The following is a 12,475-nucleotide window of genomic DNA, read 5'->3' on the forward strand; positions in this document are numbered from 1 at the left end:
GAGGCGTGCCAGCCGACAAGCTCACTCGGGCAGCGATCTACTGCCGCATCTCCCAGGACCGGATCGGTGCTGGGCTGGGTGTCGAGCGGCAGCGCGAGGAGTGCCAGGAGCTGGCCGAGCGGCTGGGCTGGACGGTCAGCGGCGTCTACGTCGACAACGACATCTCGGCGTTCTCCGGCAAGCGCCGTCCGCAGTACGACCGTCTGCTCGCCGACATCCGGGAGGGCCGGGTCGACGCGGTGATCGCCTGGCACACCGACCGCCTGCACCGCTCACCCATCGAGCTGGAGACCTACATCTCCGCCAGCGAGCGTCACGGGACGCTGACCCACACCGTCCGCGCGGGCTCGCTGGACCTGAACACACCCTCGGGAAGGATGGTCGCCCGCATGCTCGGAGCTGCCGCTCGCCAGGAGAGCGAGCACAAGGGCGAGCGGATCGCCGCTGCACGGGCTCAGGCGGCCCGTGAGGGTCGGTGGCAGGGCGGCATCAGGCCGTTCGGTTTCGAGGCCGATGGAGTGACACTCAGGCCCCAGGAAGCGGCCGAGATCAGGCGGGCGGCCGACTCGATCCTTGCAGGCGGGTCGCTGCGGGGGGTCGTGCTCGACCTCAACGGCCGCGGGGTGCTCACGTCGACCGGGCGGACCTGGCACTCGCGCACCCTCAAGTCGATGCTGATCCGGCCGCGGAACTCGGCCCAGCTCGTCTACCACGGCGAGGTCACCGGTCAGGCTCCGTGGCGGGAGATCATCAGCCCGGACGAGCGGCTGCGGATCCAGCAGCTGCTCGCTGACCCTGCGCGCCGCACCTCGACGGGCAACCAGGTGAAGTGGCTGCTGTCGGGCCTGGCCTTCTGCGGGGTCTGCGGATCTCAGCGGATCGTGTGCAACACCTCGGGCGGGTCGCGGCCCGGCCAGTACCGGCCACCGGCCTACCGCTGCGGCGCCCGGGAGTTGGTCAAGCGCTCGAACCACCTGGTCCGCCACCAGCCCAACGTCGACAAGCTGGTGACCGAGACCGTCCTCGCTCGCCTGGAGCGCGAGGACGCCCGGGAGCTGATCACCACCACCGACGCCGCGGTGGACACCGCCGCCATCACGGCCGAGATCGAGACCATCCGGGAACGGCGCACCTCGCTGGCCGAGATGGCCGCGGACGGCCTGATGAGCCCCGCGGAGTACCGAGTGGCCCTGACGCGGATGAGCGAGCGCACGAGCGAGCTGGAGGCCCAGCTGCTCTCGGTCCCGACGTCGAGTCCGCTGGCCGTGCTGGTGAACGCCGAGGACGTGCACGAGGTCTGGGAGGGCCTGGACCTCGGCCGGAAGCGAGCGGTGATCGACGCGCTGATGACCGTCACTCTGATGCCGAGTAAGAACCGGGGCCCGGTGTTCGACGCAGAGAGCGTGGACATCACCTGGAAGATGTGACTCCGTGCCCATCGACGCGACGCAGGCTGCCCTCCTCGGGGCCGCGGTCGGTGCGAGCGCGTCCCTGATCGGTGCATACCTCAGCGCCCGGGTCACCCGCGCGAACAGCTACCGGCAGGTCCTCTACCTCAAGCGCATCGAGACCTACGAGGACCTCTGGATGGCGATCGAGCGCTGGGCGGACACGGAGACGCTGGCCATCACGCCGCAGGAGGACCGCCTCGCCGCGAGGGTGCAGCTCTACGCTTCGGTGCCTGTCAGCGGGAACTTCGGCATCCTGCTGGAGCACCTCGATGCTGCGATCAACGGCAGGAACGCTGCCGATGGGCCCGACCTCGACGCGGAGCGAACCCTCCTGGACTGGAGTCGGCTTCTGATCTACCTCATCGGGGACGACAGCCAGAAGGTGGCCAAGGCCCGATGGCTCGACATCAAGAGGTTCGACAGGTACGACAGGTTGGCCAGGAACCAGGTCGACGACAGTCGCTTCGAATCTGATGACGAACCGACCGCGGGGCCGCGAAGCGGTCGGTCTGACCCCGACCGACGGTAAGCTGGCGCTACCCGGCACCCCGCAGCCACCCTCCTCGTTCCAGGAGTTCTGGTGGCAGATCCGCAGCCCGACCCCATCGCCGCCCGAGCGCGCGAGCTGGCGGCTGCGGCCCCTCCGCTGACCGACGAGCAGCGAGCCCGCCTGCGGGCGCTGCTGCGTCAGCAGAGGTCGCGCCAGGCGTAGATCACGATGTTGTTGAAGTACCAGGTGCTGGTCTGAGGCGGCTGTCCGAACGACTCGTTCGACCACTTGCCTTCGAGTCTCGACATCACCTGCCCCTGGTTGTAGCCCTGGGCGCCGAGCTGGCAGGCCTCCTGGCCCGCAGAGACCCACGCCGTGCTGTGGGCCTCGACGCGCGAACGGTCGTACTGGGGCCCGAAGAAGGTCATGTCCCCGACGGTCTGCGTCAGGTCGGTGAGGTACCGCTGCGTCTGGGCTGCTGCGATCGAGCCCGGAGTCGGCCCCGGGGCGGCGGCCGGGATGGCGGTGTTGGCGCGGTGGCCGTCCCCGATCAGCAGCGCGATGAGCAGGAGCACCACGGCCAGCCCGATCGAGCCGAACAGACCCGGCAGGAACCAGGTCGGCAGCAGCGGCTTCGGGTCGTCCTGAGCCTGCTGTGCGACCTCGATGCGCTCGGTCGGTGCGTCCAGCTCCAGCACGGCGTGACGGCCCACGATGTCCCCCGACGATCGAGCGCCCCAACTGGCGCAGTTGCCCGATAGTCGTGGGCCGATCGGACCTCGTTACAGACCCGTCACCCGGACCACCTGGCCGAGTGCCTCGGCACGCCGCAGGCCCCGCGCCCGGGGAGGTCACGGGGCCTGCGAGCTGAGACGTCCGCGGCAAGGCAGACGGACGGCTCTCGGCCGAACGAGAAGACCTGGGGGAAGAGTCGGCTCGTCCGGACCAGCCCCCTTGGTACACCGTTTGAATTGATCGGCGTAGGACCTCTCAGGCTCGATCTCAGGAATTGTTGCGGCTAGTTGCCACAATCGCTTGAAACGGTGAGGTCAAGCACCTTCACTCGAATAGAGCAAGGCGATCAAATGGTCGGTGGTTATCGTTTCCCCATGCAGACGACGAAGGTGGACGGCCGGAAGACCCGTCGCCGTGCGGTGCACAAGCTCCTCGACTTCGGCCACCAGAACCCGGGGCCACACACGATCCATGACCTGGCCACGGGCATCGAGATGACTGAACGTTCGGTGAAGTACGGCATCCGTGAGTTGAAGACCGACAACCGGATCAGCGCAGACATCTGGTGGACCCAGGAGGGCAAGCGGGCCCTCTGGACGTTCCACCTGTAGCAAAGAGAAACCCCGCACTCCCTCGGCGGCCAAACCATCGGGAGTACGGGGTCAACACCTCCCGAAGGAGGACTGGCATGGGGACATCTTACTTTGTTGCGGCATGCCGATCGACCCCAGAGGCCGATCAGCCGAAGAGGATTCTCGCGGTCGACAAGGTGCTCGGCTACGGGCTCGTAGTGAACCCGCAGCACGCGCACACGACCAGCGATCTGATGAAGTACACCGGGCTGTCCCAGCGGTCGGTCGAGGGCGCCCAGATCACCCTGAGGCGCGAAGGTCTGGCGCACCGCCGGATCCGGATGACCCAAGAGGGCAAGCGAGCCCTGTGGATGTTCACGTCCAACTACGAGAACCCGCGAGTGATCGCGCTGGCGGAGCGCCTCGGGGCCTCGCCAGAGATCATCGGCATCCCGCAAAAGCACCTGTCGAGTGAGCTCGGAATCGGACGAACCGACCTGATGAAGATCGTCGGCATCCCGCAAAGGCCAGACAGCTACCGGTTCGACTGCGAGAGCATGAAGACCTACCGTGCGGGATGCGGACGATCTTCTACGTACCCTCTGAGCAGGGAAAACGTGGCTCGTAGGCTGGCGGAGGGGGCCGCGGCCCGTAGTACCACCTCATCCCCCTGTGTTGGACGAGGGACTGGGTGTCCCACCGAACCCATAGCGGCACACGGTGGTACTGCTGCTCGTCGCCGCGCCGACCGCTCCGGCCCCGCCCCTCGCCGCAACCACGGCGACCCTGGTCGGCTCACCGCCGGGACCTTCAACGGCCGCGACTACCGACCGGACCTCGCCGAGAACTGGTCCCCGGCCGCCCGCCACGAGATGGACGTCGAGACGATCTACGAGGTCTACGCCAAGTCCCTCGTCGAGTACGGGCACGAGCCTCCGATCCACGATGACCGGATCAAGGCCAACATCCAGGCCTGGCTCAGCGAGACCGGCGACTGGACCCACGTCGCCCGTGCCGTCGCCCGGCTCTTCGACTCCCATCTCAGCGGCCGACGCATCTGGGAGGTCTGCAAGGTCCCTGGCAACCCCGTCCAGTTCGAGCGCGCCCTCGACGAGGAGTGCCGCGGCAACATCCAGCCCAAGAACCGGGCCGCCAAGGCCGTCCTGGCCACGATGCTCGCCCGCCACGAGGAGAACGCTCCGGCCGCCGTCGACCAGCGCACCCCGGAGGAGCTGGCCGAGGCGCGACGGGACGCCGAGCACCAGCGCAAGGAGCAGGAGCGCCAGGAGCGCGAGCGGGTTCAGGCCAGGGCCGAGCAGGACCGGCAGCACGCGAAGGCCCAGCAGGAGCAGATCAAGCAGCGGCTGGCCGAGCGGGAGGCGTACTACGCCGAGCGTCGGGCCAAGGAGGAACGGGCCCGCCGCTGGGCCCGGGACCCCCGCCACGACCCGAAGAGCCCCGAGTATGTCTACGAGGAGGTCTGAGAACCGCTGGTACTTCCATGAATAACCCCCGCCGGGAATGACATCCGGCGGGGTTCTTCATGCCCCGCCTGTCTGTCGGCCAGGTCTCCACCTAACGGGTGGAGGGACATCTCGGTCTCTCCGGAACCTCGGGAGACATGCCGTGAACGGCATCAAGAACACCATCGAGAACCCGGCGGGACTTCCCGCCGGGCCGGAAGAGAACTGGAAGCCCATCCCGGGCTTCCCCGGCTACCTGGCCAGCGACCTCGGCCAGCTCCGCGGCCGGAAGGGCGGCATCCTCGCCCAGCAGATCGACGAGCACGGGTACCACCGCATCACGCTGCGCGACGCGCGGGGCCGGAGCCGGACCCGGTTCGTCCACAACGTGATCCTGGAGGCGTTCGTCAGCCTCCGTCCGGCCAAGCTGGACGGCTGCCACAACGACGGCGACCAGGACAACAACGCGCTGACGAACCTCCGGTGGGACACCCGGTCGGCGAACACCTACGACAAGGTCCGGCACGGCACCCACAACTACGGCTCCCGGAACCGGTGCGACTGGGGGCACGAGTACACCGAGTTCAACACCCAGATGGCCAAGGTCAGCGGCGGCTCGGGCCGCCGCTACCGCCGCTGCCGGGCGTGCAATGCCGCCGGTGCCACCGTCTGGTACGCGGGCAAGCACGGCGAGCAGCTGGACTTCCAGCAGGTCGCCGACGGCAAGTTCGAGACCTTCCGGGCCGAGCACGAGGCCCGGCTCCGGGAGGACGCCCAGCAGCTCGCTGAGGGCCAGAAGCGCCAGGCGGTGGCCGCGTGAACGCCCCGGTGGTGATCGCCCTGCTGGTGGTCGCCTGCGCCCTTGGAGTGACCGCCCTCGCAAGCCTGGCCGCCGGAGCGCCCGTGCTGGCTCTCGGGCTGACGGTCTGCGCCGGGGCCAGCCTGACCGGCGCCACGGCCCTGGGTGGTGCGCGCCGATGAAGCGGTACGACCTCGACACCGGCGCCCAGCTGACCCGGATCGCGAAGGCCAAGGACGACGCCCGGGCCGCGGCCACCGAGGCCCGGGCCCGGCGGGCCGTCGCCCGCCGCGCCCGCGACGGTGAAGACGAGCAGGCCCTCCTGGAGATGCTCGGCATCGCTCCCGACCCCACCCCGGTCGCCCGGTGAACCGGCTGGCCCACGCCGCTGTCGTCGCCTTCACCGCGCCGCTCTGGATCCCGCTCTGGATCGGCTCGGCGGTGGTGGTGATGCGCACGGCAGATGACTTCGACCAGTTCATCGAGGACGCACAGAACAACGCGCACCTCTTCGTGAAGAAGGCGGCGGTATGACCATCAACCTTCCGGTGAAACTCATCCTGGCGGATGTGAACGGTGGTCAGTACGACACCGCTGCGTTGTGCCTGGGATTCCAGCTGGGAATGCTCAACAACTACCTGCACTACATGGAGGCGATGTTCTTCTTCGACCTCGATGTCGAAGCGCTCCATCAGGCCGACTTGTTGGCGATGAGCCACAACTACGCGGCGACCGTGGTGGCGCGGACCCAGGACTCGGCCCGGGTGAAGTTCACGCCGCTCGACGACCTGAACACCCTGGCGGTACGGCATGTCTGACCGCTACGAGCAGCTCCGCGCCGAGATCGACGCCGAGATCGCGAAGCTCCGCGGGTCGAGCGCCCCGGAGACTCCGGCGAACCCGGCCGACTACGACGACCACTCCGACCGGGCCGAGCTGGCCGCTCAGGTCGCCCAGGCCGCCCAGCAGGCCGTGGCCCAGGTCCAGGCACCGCCGAAGCCCAGCCCGATCCCACGTGCGCTGCAGCGCCCGAACACGGTCGCCCCGCCGCCGACCCCGGCGCCCGAGCGCAACGGCCAGCTGGTGCTCGCCACCGGCCAGGCCCCGGTGCGCATCCCCGGCACCAACGTGGCGGTCTCCGTGGGCATCGAGGTCGGCGGCGACCAACCGGCCGTCCGCCTGCTCTGGCGGGTGGTCGCTTGAAGATCGAGTTCAAGGTGTCCGGCTCCACCTTCGCCGAGGTCGTCCGCCAGACCGAGGCCCTGGCCGCCGCCTTCGCCGAGGGCGAGGACGTCCGGATCTACTACGGCAAGGGCTACCTCAAGGACCACCTGTTCGGGCCGACCCACCGCGACCCCGTCACCACCCCGCCGGAACTGGAGCCCGAGGCCCAGACCGCGTTCGTGGTCCCGGTGCGCCTGGTCGTCGGCCACACCGAGGACATCGACGACGACGAGGACCTGGGGGACTGACCATGTGCCTGCTCTGCCCGACCGGGCTGCCCAACGGCGAAGGCCTGCTGTGCTGCTACCGGTGCCGGGACGGTCTGCGCGATGCCCTCGACGCCGACAACCGCGGCGACTTCGAGCTGACCCCGCCGCTGGCACCGTCGATCCCGGTGCTCGCTGAGCTGGTGACCGTGCACAAGACCCGCGGCGGGGACGGCGGACGCCGGGCTCCGGGCTTCGAGGGCTCGGTGCCGATCAACCTGCACGCCGCGGCCATGCTCGACCCGCGATCGACGCCCACCGGCAAGGCCTGGGTGGGTCACGACGGCCGAGTGCACTCGGAGTCCGAGACCCCGCCGCAGCACCCGGCCACCGTCCTCGCAGGCTGGGTGCGTCTGATCGCCGAGGAGCGGTTCGCCGAGCTGCCGCTCAAGCAGCAGAAGATCGCCCGGCTCAAGCGGGCCTCGTGGCATCAGCTCGGGTCCTCGGTCGTCGAGCTGGCGGACTACCTCTATCGCCACGTCGACTGGTGCTGCGCGCAGCCCTGGCTCGACGAGTACGCCTCGGCCATCCGTGAGCTGCACTCCCAGCTGCGCACCGTGACCCGGGTGTTCACCGGCGAGCACCGGCCCGCGGTGATCGGCCGGTGCAACATGATCACCAACCCCGAAGCTCCCCTCGAAGAGCAGGAGTGGTGCGGCGAGCCGCTCTACACGCCGCGCTCGGGCGACACCATCACCTGCCGCCGCTGCGGGGCGTACTGGCGTCGTCGGGACTGGCTGGTGCTCGGGCGCGAGATGGAGAACGCGTCATGAGCACCCCAGCGGAACGGATCGAGGCGTTCCTGCGGCGACGCCAGCGGGCGTTCCCTGGGTCCCACGTCGTCTGGTCGGACACGTCGTGCCGGGCGGTCCCGCTGATGCTCTCGGACCTGGAGCTGCTCGCGCGGCTCGCCGCAGGGATGGACGGCGACGACGTTCAGAAGGCGGTGACCGAGTGAAGGTGTGCAGCGATCCGGTGGTGGATCCGGAGGCGCTCGCGGTCCACATCGGCGTCCCGGTCGGGACCATCTACCGCTGGGCCCACGAGGACGGCTGGCAGAAGTTCGGGCGGGATCGGCGTCGGCTCTACCGCATCGCCGATGCCGAAGCCTCGGCCGACAAGCGGGGTCGCGACTGGGGATAGCTGACACGACTTGACAGCTTCGGAGCCACGCCGAAGACTGATCACAGCCACTCGTGTCTCTTCCGATGGCTTCCCATCTCGCTCACGTCCCGCGAACACCAGCTTCGGGGACTGCCTTCCGCGTCCACCTTGCCGCGCGGATAGCGGGCGTGAGCGGACCCTCCACGTCGACCCGGGAGGTCGCATGTCCGTGCCCAGCATCGGTCGCGCCGTGCACTACGTGGCCCGCGGATCCGCTGACGGGGCCTTCCCGCCGGTGTGCCGGGCCGCGGACGTCACCGAGGTCGCTGACGAGGCCCACGTCGGCCTGGCGGTGAAGAACCCCACCGGGCTGTTCTTCCACCCGCTGGCCATGAACGGCGGCGTGAGCCTCGACGAGGGCACCGACCAGGCCTCCGGCCAGCACCCGCACCGGCTCTGTGACGGCCGCTTCCACGCACCCGGCACCTGGCATTGGCCCGCGAGGGTGTGATGTTCCGCAGCTCGCAGCCCGGCCCCGACTGGTTCCGCTACCAGTACCGCTCGCTGATCCGGGCTACGCACACCCACGCCGAGCTGGACGCCGCTCGGCTGGTCGAGGAGTCGATGCTCCCGCGCCCCGACGACGACCAGGGCCAGGACGACGTCCGCGAGACCCCGTCGCGGATGGACCCGATGTGCCCGGACGACAAGGTCGGCTACCTGAGCACCGAGGAGAGCCCGTGGCTACCGCCCGACGTTCCAGCGAACTGACCGGCCACGAGCGCGCGCTCTCCGACGCCCTCGACGACGTCCTGAGCCGCCAGCACGGCCTGTACTCCAGCCACTCGGGCTGGGAGCTGCTGATGGAGAACCTCGACGCCTCCGGCTACGCCGTGGTGCCCAAGGCCCTGACCGCCACCCCGGCGGCCACCGACTGCGCATGAGGAGACCACCGTGCCGCTGCTGCTGATCCTGCTGATCGTTCTGCTGCTCGCCGGAGCCGGTGGCGTGGGCTTCCTGGGCTCGAACCTGCTCTGGCTGGTCGTCGTGCTCGTGATCCTCGCTCTGGTGCTGCCGAGCGGTTGGTACTACGGCCACCGAGGAGGTCGTTGGTGATGCCCGACCGATCCACCGGCGCCTGGCGCCGTCCCGAGGCCGCGACCGAGCAGACCGGCCAGATCGACATGACGGACCTCTTCGCCCGGCTCGACGCCCTGGACGCCAAGGTCGAGGCCAAGCACCGCCGTCCGGCCACCAAGGCCCGCCGCCCGATCTCCTGGCAGGCCGTGACCATCGTGGTGGTCGTCGTCCTGGCGCTGTGCGCGCTGGTCGGCTTCTTGGCCGCCATCGGCTTCTTCGCCATCGTGCTGTAACTAGGAGGTCAGCAGGTCACCCAGGAACGCCAACGTCAGTACAAGGATGCTGACGACGCGGACTGTCAACTCGAAAGACTTCCGCTCTAGTGCCCTCGCATAGGTCTTGAGGGAAAAAGGGATGACAACTCCTAGCATCCCTAGGACCCCGCAGAGGACACCCACAATCGCTACGACTGTCTTTGAGTCACCATTCGTGAATACTGCGAGCAGGATGATCACGGCGACGAACGCGATGATAGACGGGACAACTACCCGTTTCCCGTAACTCTCGTAGACTTCCTCTTCGCCTCGGAGGCTCATCCGCCTCCCAAACTCGCGTACACGTTCCGGTCCAATGATGTCGAGCACCACGCTCAGTCCCGCTGCGTATGTGGCGACCTTTGCGATACGACCGATCCACACGGTCGACAGCCCGTAGATCGCCATCCCGTCCAGCTTCTGGCCGCTCCACCAGAGCGACAGGGCTTCCCACAGCCCGATGTTGTGCACCGCGTGAGCGTCCCCCAGCCCATCGCCAGTAGCCGGTAGGGGGTGGCACCGATGGCCTTCGCCGACATCGAGCACGCCCAGCGTGCCGCGCACATCGTCGAGCTGCGGACCAAGAAGTGGTCCTTCCCGATGATCGCCAAGGAGGTCGGGCTGTCCCGGCAGCGATGCCAGCAGCTCTACGAGAAGGCGCTCGTGGAAGCGCCCAACCTCAAGGTCGACGAGATGCGCACCGAAGAGGGCGAGCTGCTCGACATGGCGGTGCGCGAACTGCTCGCGATCGCCATGGACCCCAAGCAGTCCGGCCGCACTCGCATCGAGGCCTGGAACTCGATCGTGAAGGCCTCCGAACGCAAGTCCAAGCTCTTCGGCCTCGACGCCCCGACCAAGCACGAGGTGTGGACGCTCGATGAACTCGACCGCGAGCTTCGAGACGTCACCGAGCAGCTTCGCCGAGCTGAGGCTGCAGAAGCTGCAGGAGCTGCGAGCGGCTAAGCAACGCCTCCAGGACATCGAGACCGAGCGCTCCCGCTCGATCGACGTCTTCTCCGAGCTGGGCTACGTGCCCACGCCCCGGCAGGAGGTGTTCCACGCCGCCACCGAGTTCAGCGTCCTCTACGGAGGAGCTGCCGGTGGTGGCTGAGTAGGGCAAGACGAAGGCTCTGGTCAGCGAGGGACTGCGCAAGGCGATCCAGTACCCCGGCATCCGCATCGGGGCGTTCCGGCGCACCTACGGCGAGCTGGAGGAGTCGCTGCTGGCTGAGCTGGCCGCCTACGGCTACGCCAAGGACCTCGGCGCCCGGTGGAACCAGACCGAGAAGAACCTGACGTTCCCCAACGGCTCGCTGCTGATGTTCCGCTACGCCGAGAACATGCTCGACGCCACCCGGCGCCAGGGCGGGCAGTACCAGCTCCTGCTCTTCGACGAGATGACGCTGACCGACCCGCGGGTGATCCGGTTCCTGTCCTCGCGACTGCGCACCGGTGACCCCGAGCGGCTCCCGGTGCTGGGTGTGCGAGCCGGGAGCAACCCGGGCGGTGTCGGCCACGGCTGGGCCAAGACCACCTTCATCGACCCGACCGAGGGTGGCACCAAGGTCCACGTCGACGAGCGTGGGCGGACCGTGCGGTTCATCCCGGCCAAGATCGACGACAACCCGCACCTGAACCCGGAGTACGCCGAGGACCTCAACACCCTCGACGAGGCCACCCGAGCCGCCATGCGTGACGGCTCCTGGACCAGCTTCTCGGGGCAGGTGTTCACGGTGTGGCGCGACGACCGGCACATCGTCCCGGCCTCCATCGAGCTACCCGCCTCGTGGCTGCGATACGGCGGACTGGACTACGGCTGGTCGGCTCCCTCGGTCTACGAGCTGATGGCCCGGGACCAGGACGGCCGGGTGTGGCTCTACGGCGAGCTGGTGATGCGTGAGACGCCCGAGGCCGAGCAGGCCCGCCGGGTGCTCGCGCTGGAAGGCAACCACCCGCCGTGCGTGCGGGCCGCGGACCCGGCGATGTGGGGCAAGACCTCCTCGGCGCTGCCGGTGGCGGTCACCTACGCCCACGAGGGCGTCCCGCTTCGCCGGGCCGACAACGACCGGCTCTCCGGCAAGGCCCGGGTGCACTCGTACCTGGAGGACGGACCGGCCTGCGGCTACCACCGCCAGCTGGGCTGGGCGACCTGCCCGATGCTCCACGTGCTCGACGGGGCCTGCCCGGAGCTGGTCTCCACCCTGCCGAACCTGGTCTACGACAAGAACCGGCCCGAGGACGTCGACACCCACGGCGACGACCACGCATTCGACGCCGCCCGCTACGCCCTGATGTCGGTCGGGGCGACGCCGCACCTGGTGCTCGAAGGCGTGCCCGAGCGCGAGCCGATCACCGACCCGTCCGAGCGCCACATCGAGCGCGGCGACGTCGCCTTCCGGCCCGCCGACCTCGACAACGCCGGAGCCCGCCGCCTGGAAGACCACCAGGACCTGAACGACCTGCAGTCCGACCCGGCGCTGGCCCGGGCCGACGGCGAGCTACCCGAGTGGCTGGGCAAGTCCCAGCGCGCGCCCTGGCTCACCGACTGACCCGACACCACCGGGAGCGCTGATGATCCCCGTCCTGATCACCCTCTGGGCCTGCACCGTGGTCTTCGCGGTGGCGGCCATCGCCGTCACGCCCTGGCTGCGGCGAGAGCGGGTCATGCGCTCGATGGTGCGCAGGCGCTACATCGCCTTCCGGCGGGACGGTGGCGCCCCGTTCGACGGCCTGCTCGTCGAGTGGGACGAACGCACGCTGGTCTTCGCCGACGTGCACACCCGCGGCAGCGGGATGCCCCAGGACGCCGCTCCGGGCCTGCTCTACCTCGACCGCGAACGGATCGACTACCTGCAGTACGTCGTCGCCGAGCAGGGCGGACCGCCGGTGGCCGTGCCGGACAGCCTCGCCGACATCAACGCCGTGGGTCAGGCCTCCCCGTTCATCAGCGCAGCATGACCCGAGAGGCGGTGACCGA

At 69.1% G+C, this 12,475-nt stretch carries 24 protein-coding genes and 1 pseudogene; 23 read left to right on the top strand and 2 right to left on the bottom strand.

Annotated features, from left to right (window positions below; all coding sequences use genetic code 11):
• Positions 1-5 precede the first annotated feature (5 nt).
• The 3 genes from LQ327_RS34645 to LQ327_RS33765 are packed head-to-tail and all read left to right on the top strand — an operon-like array spanning position 6 to position 2,163.
• On the top strand, positions 6-1,427 hold the full coding sequence (locus tag LQ327_RS34645) for a recombinase family protein (RefSeq protein ID WP_230731672.1): 1,422 nt from the start codon (positions 6-8) through the stop codon (positions 1,425-1,427).
• A 4-nt stretch (positions 1,428-1,431) separates the two neighbouring features.
• Positions 1,432-1,980 (top strand): hypothetical protein, encoded by a 549-nt coding sequence (locus LQ327_RS08810; RefSeq protein WP_230731674.1) that lies wholly within the window; start codon positions 1,432-1,434, stop codon positions 1,978-1,980.
• Positions 1,981-2,031: 51 nt separating this feature from the next.
• Entirely contained in the window at positions 2,032-2,163 is a 132-nt protein-coding gene (locus LQ327_RS33765) for a hypothetical protein (protein WP_269069214.1), read from the top strand.
• Here LQ327_RS33765 and LQ327_RS08815 read toward each other — a convergent pair.
• On the bottom strand, positions 2,139-2,654 hold the full coding sequence (locus LQ327_RS08815) for a hypothetical protein (RefSeq protein ID WP_230731675.1): 516 nt from the start codon (positions 2,652-2,654) through the stop codon (positions 2,139-2,141). The two genes, LQ327_RS33765 and LQ327_RS08815, sit on opposite strands and share 25 nt — an antisense overlap.
• A 396-nt stretch (positions 2,655-3,050) precedes the next feature.
• On the opposite strand from LQ327_RS08815, the gene LQ327_RS08820 reads away from it, so the two are divergent.
• The 17 genes from LQ327_RS08820 (at position 3,051) to LQ327_RS08900 (ending at position 9,477) form a co-directional block, all read left to right on the top strand.
• The gene (locus tag LQ327_RS08820) at positions 3,051-3,287 is read left to right on the top strand and encodes a hypothetical protein (protein ID WP_230731677.1); all 237 of its coding nucleotides are present in this window, start codon (positions 3,051-3,053) and stop codon (positions 3,285-3,287) included.
• Positions 3,288-4,120: 833 nt separating this feature from the next.
• The gene (locus LQ327_RS08825; protein WP_230731679.1) at positions 4,121-4,732 is read left to right on the top strand and encodes a hypothetical protein; all 612 of its coding nucleotides are present in this window, start codon (positions 4,121-4,123) and stop codon (positions 4,730-4,732) included.
• 142 nt (positions 4,733-4,874) lie between these two features.
• Entirely contained in the window at positions 4,875-5,531 is a 657-nt protein-coding gene (locus LQ327_RS08830; RefSeq protein ID WP_230731681.1) for an NUMOD4 domain-containing protein, read from the top strand.
• A complete protein-coding gene (locus LQ327_RS08835) occupies positions 5,528-5,692 on the top strand; it encodes a hypothetical protein (protein WP_230731682.1) in 165 nt (54 codons plus the stop codon). The genes LQ327_RS08830 and LQ327_RS08835 overlap by 4 nt, the downstream gene beginning before the upstream one ends.
• On the top strand, positions 5,689-5,880 hold the full coding sequence (locus tag LQ327_RS08840) for a hypothetical protein (RefSeq protein WP_230731684.1): 192 nt from the start codon (positions 5,689-5,691) through the stop codon (positions 5,878-5,880). The genes LQ327_RS08835 and LQ327_RS08840 overlap by 4 nt, the downstream gene beginning before the upstream one ends.
• Positions 5,877-6,044 carry a hypothetical protein gene (locus LQ327_RS08845; RefSeq protein ID WP_230731686.1) on the top strand — a complete coding sequence of 56 codons (168 nt, stop codon included), beginning with the start codon at positions 5,877-5,879 and terminating at the stop codon, positions 6,042-6,044. Before LQ327_RS08840 ends, LQ327_RS08845 begins: the two co-directional genes overlap by 4 nt.
• A complete protein-coding gene (locus LQ327_RS08850; RefSeq protein ID WP_230731688.1) occupies positions 6,041-6,328 on the top strand; it encodes a hypothetical protein in 288 nt (95 codons plus the stop codon). Before LQ327_RS08845 ends, LQ327_RS08850 begins: the two co-directional genes overlap by 4 nt.
• On the top strand, positions 6,321-6,713 hold the full coding sequence (locus LQ327_RS08855) for a hypothetical protein (protein WP_230731691.1): 393 nt from the start codon (positions 6,321-6,323) through the stop codon (positions 6,711-6,713). The genes LQ327_RS08850 and LQ327_RS08855 overlap by 8 nt, the downstream gene beginning before the upstream one ends.
• A complete protein-coding gene (locus LQ327_RS08860) occupies positions 6,710-6,982 on the top strand; it encodes a hypothetical protein (RefSeq protein ID WP_230731694.1) in 273 nt (90 codons plus the stop codon). The genes LQ327_RS08855 and LQ327_RS08860 overlap by 4 nt, the downstream gene beginning before the upstream one ends.
• 2 nt (positions 6,983-6,984) lie before the next feature.
• On the top strand, positions 6,985-7,773 hold the full coding sequence (locus LQ327_RS08865) for a hypothetical protein (protein WP_230731695.1): 789 nt from the start codon (positions 6,985-6,987) through the stop codon (positions 7,771-7,773).
• Complete coding sequence (locus LQ327_RS08870; RefSeq protein WP_230731697.1) at positions 7,770-7,958, top strand: hypothetical protein; 189 nt, start codon at positions 7,770-7,772, stop codon at positions 7,956-7,958. The genes LQ327_RS08865 and LQ327_RS08870 overlap by 4 nt, the downstream gene beginning before the upstream one ends.
• 17 nt (positions 7,959-7,975) lie before the next feature.
• Positions 7,976-8,143: a hypothetical protein gene (locus LQ327_RS08875; protein WP_230731699.1), complete on the top strand. Its 168-nt coding sequence runs from the start codon at positions 7,976-7,978 to the stop codon at positions 8,141-8,143.
• A 184-nt stretch (positions 8,144-8,327) separates the two neighbouring features.
• Positions 8,328-8,615: a hypothetical protein gene (locus LQ327_RS08880; protein ID WP_230731701.1), complete on the top strand. Its 288-nt coding sequence runs from the start codon at positions 8,328-8,330 to the stop codon at positions 8,613-8,615.
• Entirely contained in the window at positions 8,615-8,875 is a 261-nt protein-coding gene (locus LQ327_RS08885; RefSeq protein WP_230731703.1) for a hypothetical protein, read from the top strand. Before LQ327_RS08880 ends, LQ327_RS08885 begins: the two co-directional genes overlap by 1 nt.
• A complete protein-coding gene (locus tag LQ327_RS08890; protein WP_230731705.1) occupies positions 8,845-9,048 on the top strand; it encodes a hypothetical protein in 204 nt (67 codons plus the stop codon). The genes LQ327_RS08885 and LQ327_RS08890 overlap by 31 nt, the downstream gene beginning before the upstream one ends.
• 10 nt (positions 9,049-9,058) lie before the next feature.
• Positions 9,059-9,220: a hypothetical protein gene (locus tag LQ327_RS08895; protein ID WP_230731707.1), complete on the top strand. Its 162-nt coding sequence runs from the start codon at positions 9,059-9,061 to the stop codon at positions 9,218-9,220.
• Positions 9,220-9,477 carry a hypothetical protein gene (locus tag LQ327_RS08900; protein ID WP_230731708.1) on the top strand — a complete coding sequence of 86 codons (258 nt, stop codon included), beginning with the start codon at positions 9,220-9,222 and terminating at the stop codon, positions 9,475-9,477. The genes LQ327_RS08895 and LQ327_RS08900 overlap by 1 nt, the downstream gene beginning before the upstream one ends.
• Here the strand turns inward: LQ327_RS08900 and LQ327_RS08905 are convergent, their stop codons facing one another.
• Complete coding sequence (locus LQ327_RS08905; protein ID WP_230731710.1) at positions 9,478-9,969, bottom strand: hypothetical protein; 492 nt, start codon at positions 9,967-9,969, stop codon at positions 9,478-9,480.
• 51 nt (positions 9,970-10,020) lie between these two features.
• Here LQ327_RS08905 and LQ327_RS08910 point away from each other — a divergent pair, with 51 nt between their 5' ends.
• From LQ327_RS08910 to LQ327_RS08920, 3 genes and pseudogenes are all read left to right on the top strand, one after another.
• Positions 10,021-10,461, top strand: coding sequence for a hypothetical protein (locus LQ327_RS08910; protein ID WP_230731713.1), 441 nt, complete (start codon positions 10,021-10,023; stop codon positions 10,459-10,461).
• Between the two features lie 164 nt (positions 10,462-10,625).
• Positions 10,626-12,047: pseudogene (locus LQ327_RS08915) on the top strand (terminase large subunit domain-containing protein); the annotation flags it as partial.
• A 22-nt stretch (positions 12,048-12,069) separates the two neighbouring features.
• Positions 12,070-12,456, top strand: coding sequence for a hypothetical protein (locus LQ327_RS08920; protein ID WP_230731715.1), 387 nt, complete (start codon positions 12,070-12,072; stop codon positions 12,454-12,456).
• Positions 12,457-12,475 lie beyond the last annotated feature (19 nt).

This window comes from Actinomycetospora endophytica, from assembly GCF_021026375.1.
Lineage (GTDB): Bacteria > Actinomycetota > Actinomycetes > Mycobacteriales > Pseudonocardiaceae > Actinomycetospora > Actinomycetospora endophytica.

Excerpts from the sequence above, each read along its gene's own strand:
- LQ327_RS08900 (WP_230731708.1), top strand. The coding sequence starts at position 9,220 with ATGCCCGACCGATCCACCGGCGCCTGGCGCCGTCCCGAGGCCGCGACC.
- LQ327_RS08885 (WP_230731703.1), top strand. The coding sequence starts at position 8,615 with ATGTTCCGCAGCTCGCAGCCCGGCCCCGACTGGTTCCGCTACCAGTAC.
- LQ327_RS08880 (WP_230731701.1), top strand. The coding sequence starts at position 8,328 with ATGTCCGTGCCCAGCATCGGTCGCGCCGTGCACTACGTGGCCCGCGGA.
- LQ327_RS08840 (WP_230731684.1), top strand. The coding sequence starts at position 5,689 with ATGAAGCGGTACGACCTCGACACCGGCGCCCAGCTGACCCGGATCGCG.
- LQ327_RS08865 (WP_230731695.1), top strand. The coding sequence starts at position 6,985 with ATGTGCCTGCTCTGCCCGACCGGGCTGCCCAACGGCGAAGGCCTGCTG.
- LQ327_RS08910 (WP_230731713.1), top strand. The coding sequence starts at position 10,021 with ATGGCCTTCGCCGACATCGAGCACGCCCAGCGTGCCGCGCACATCGTC.
- LQ327_RS08820 (WP_230731677.1), top strand. The coding sequence starts at position 3,051 with ATGCAGACGACGAAGGTGGACGGCCGGAAGACCCGTCGCCGTGCGGTG.
- LQ327_RS08870 (WP_230731697.1), top strand. The coding sequence starts at position 7,770 with ATGAGCACCCCAGCGGAACGGATCGAGGCGTTCCTGCGGCGACGCCAG.
- LQ327_RS08850 (WP_230731688.1), top strand. The coding sequence starts at position 6,041 with ATGACCATCAACCTTCCGGTGAAACTCATCCTGGCGGATGTGAACGGT.
- LQ327_RS08825 (WP_230731679.1), top strand. The coding sequence starts at position 4,121 with ATGGACGTCGAGACGATCTACGAGGTCTACGCCAAGTCCCTCGTCGAG.
- LQ327_RS08855 (WP_230731691.1), top strand. The coding sequence starts at position 6,321 with ATGTCTGACCGCTACGAGCAGCTCCGCGCCGAGATCGACGCCGAGATC.
- LQ327_RS08920 (WP_230731715.1), top strand. The coding sequence starts at position 12,070 with ATGATCCCCGTCCTGATCACCCTCTGGGCCTGCACCGTGGTCTTCGCG.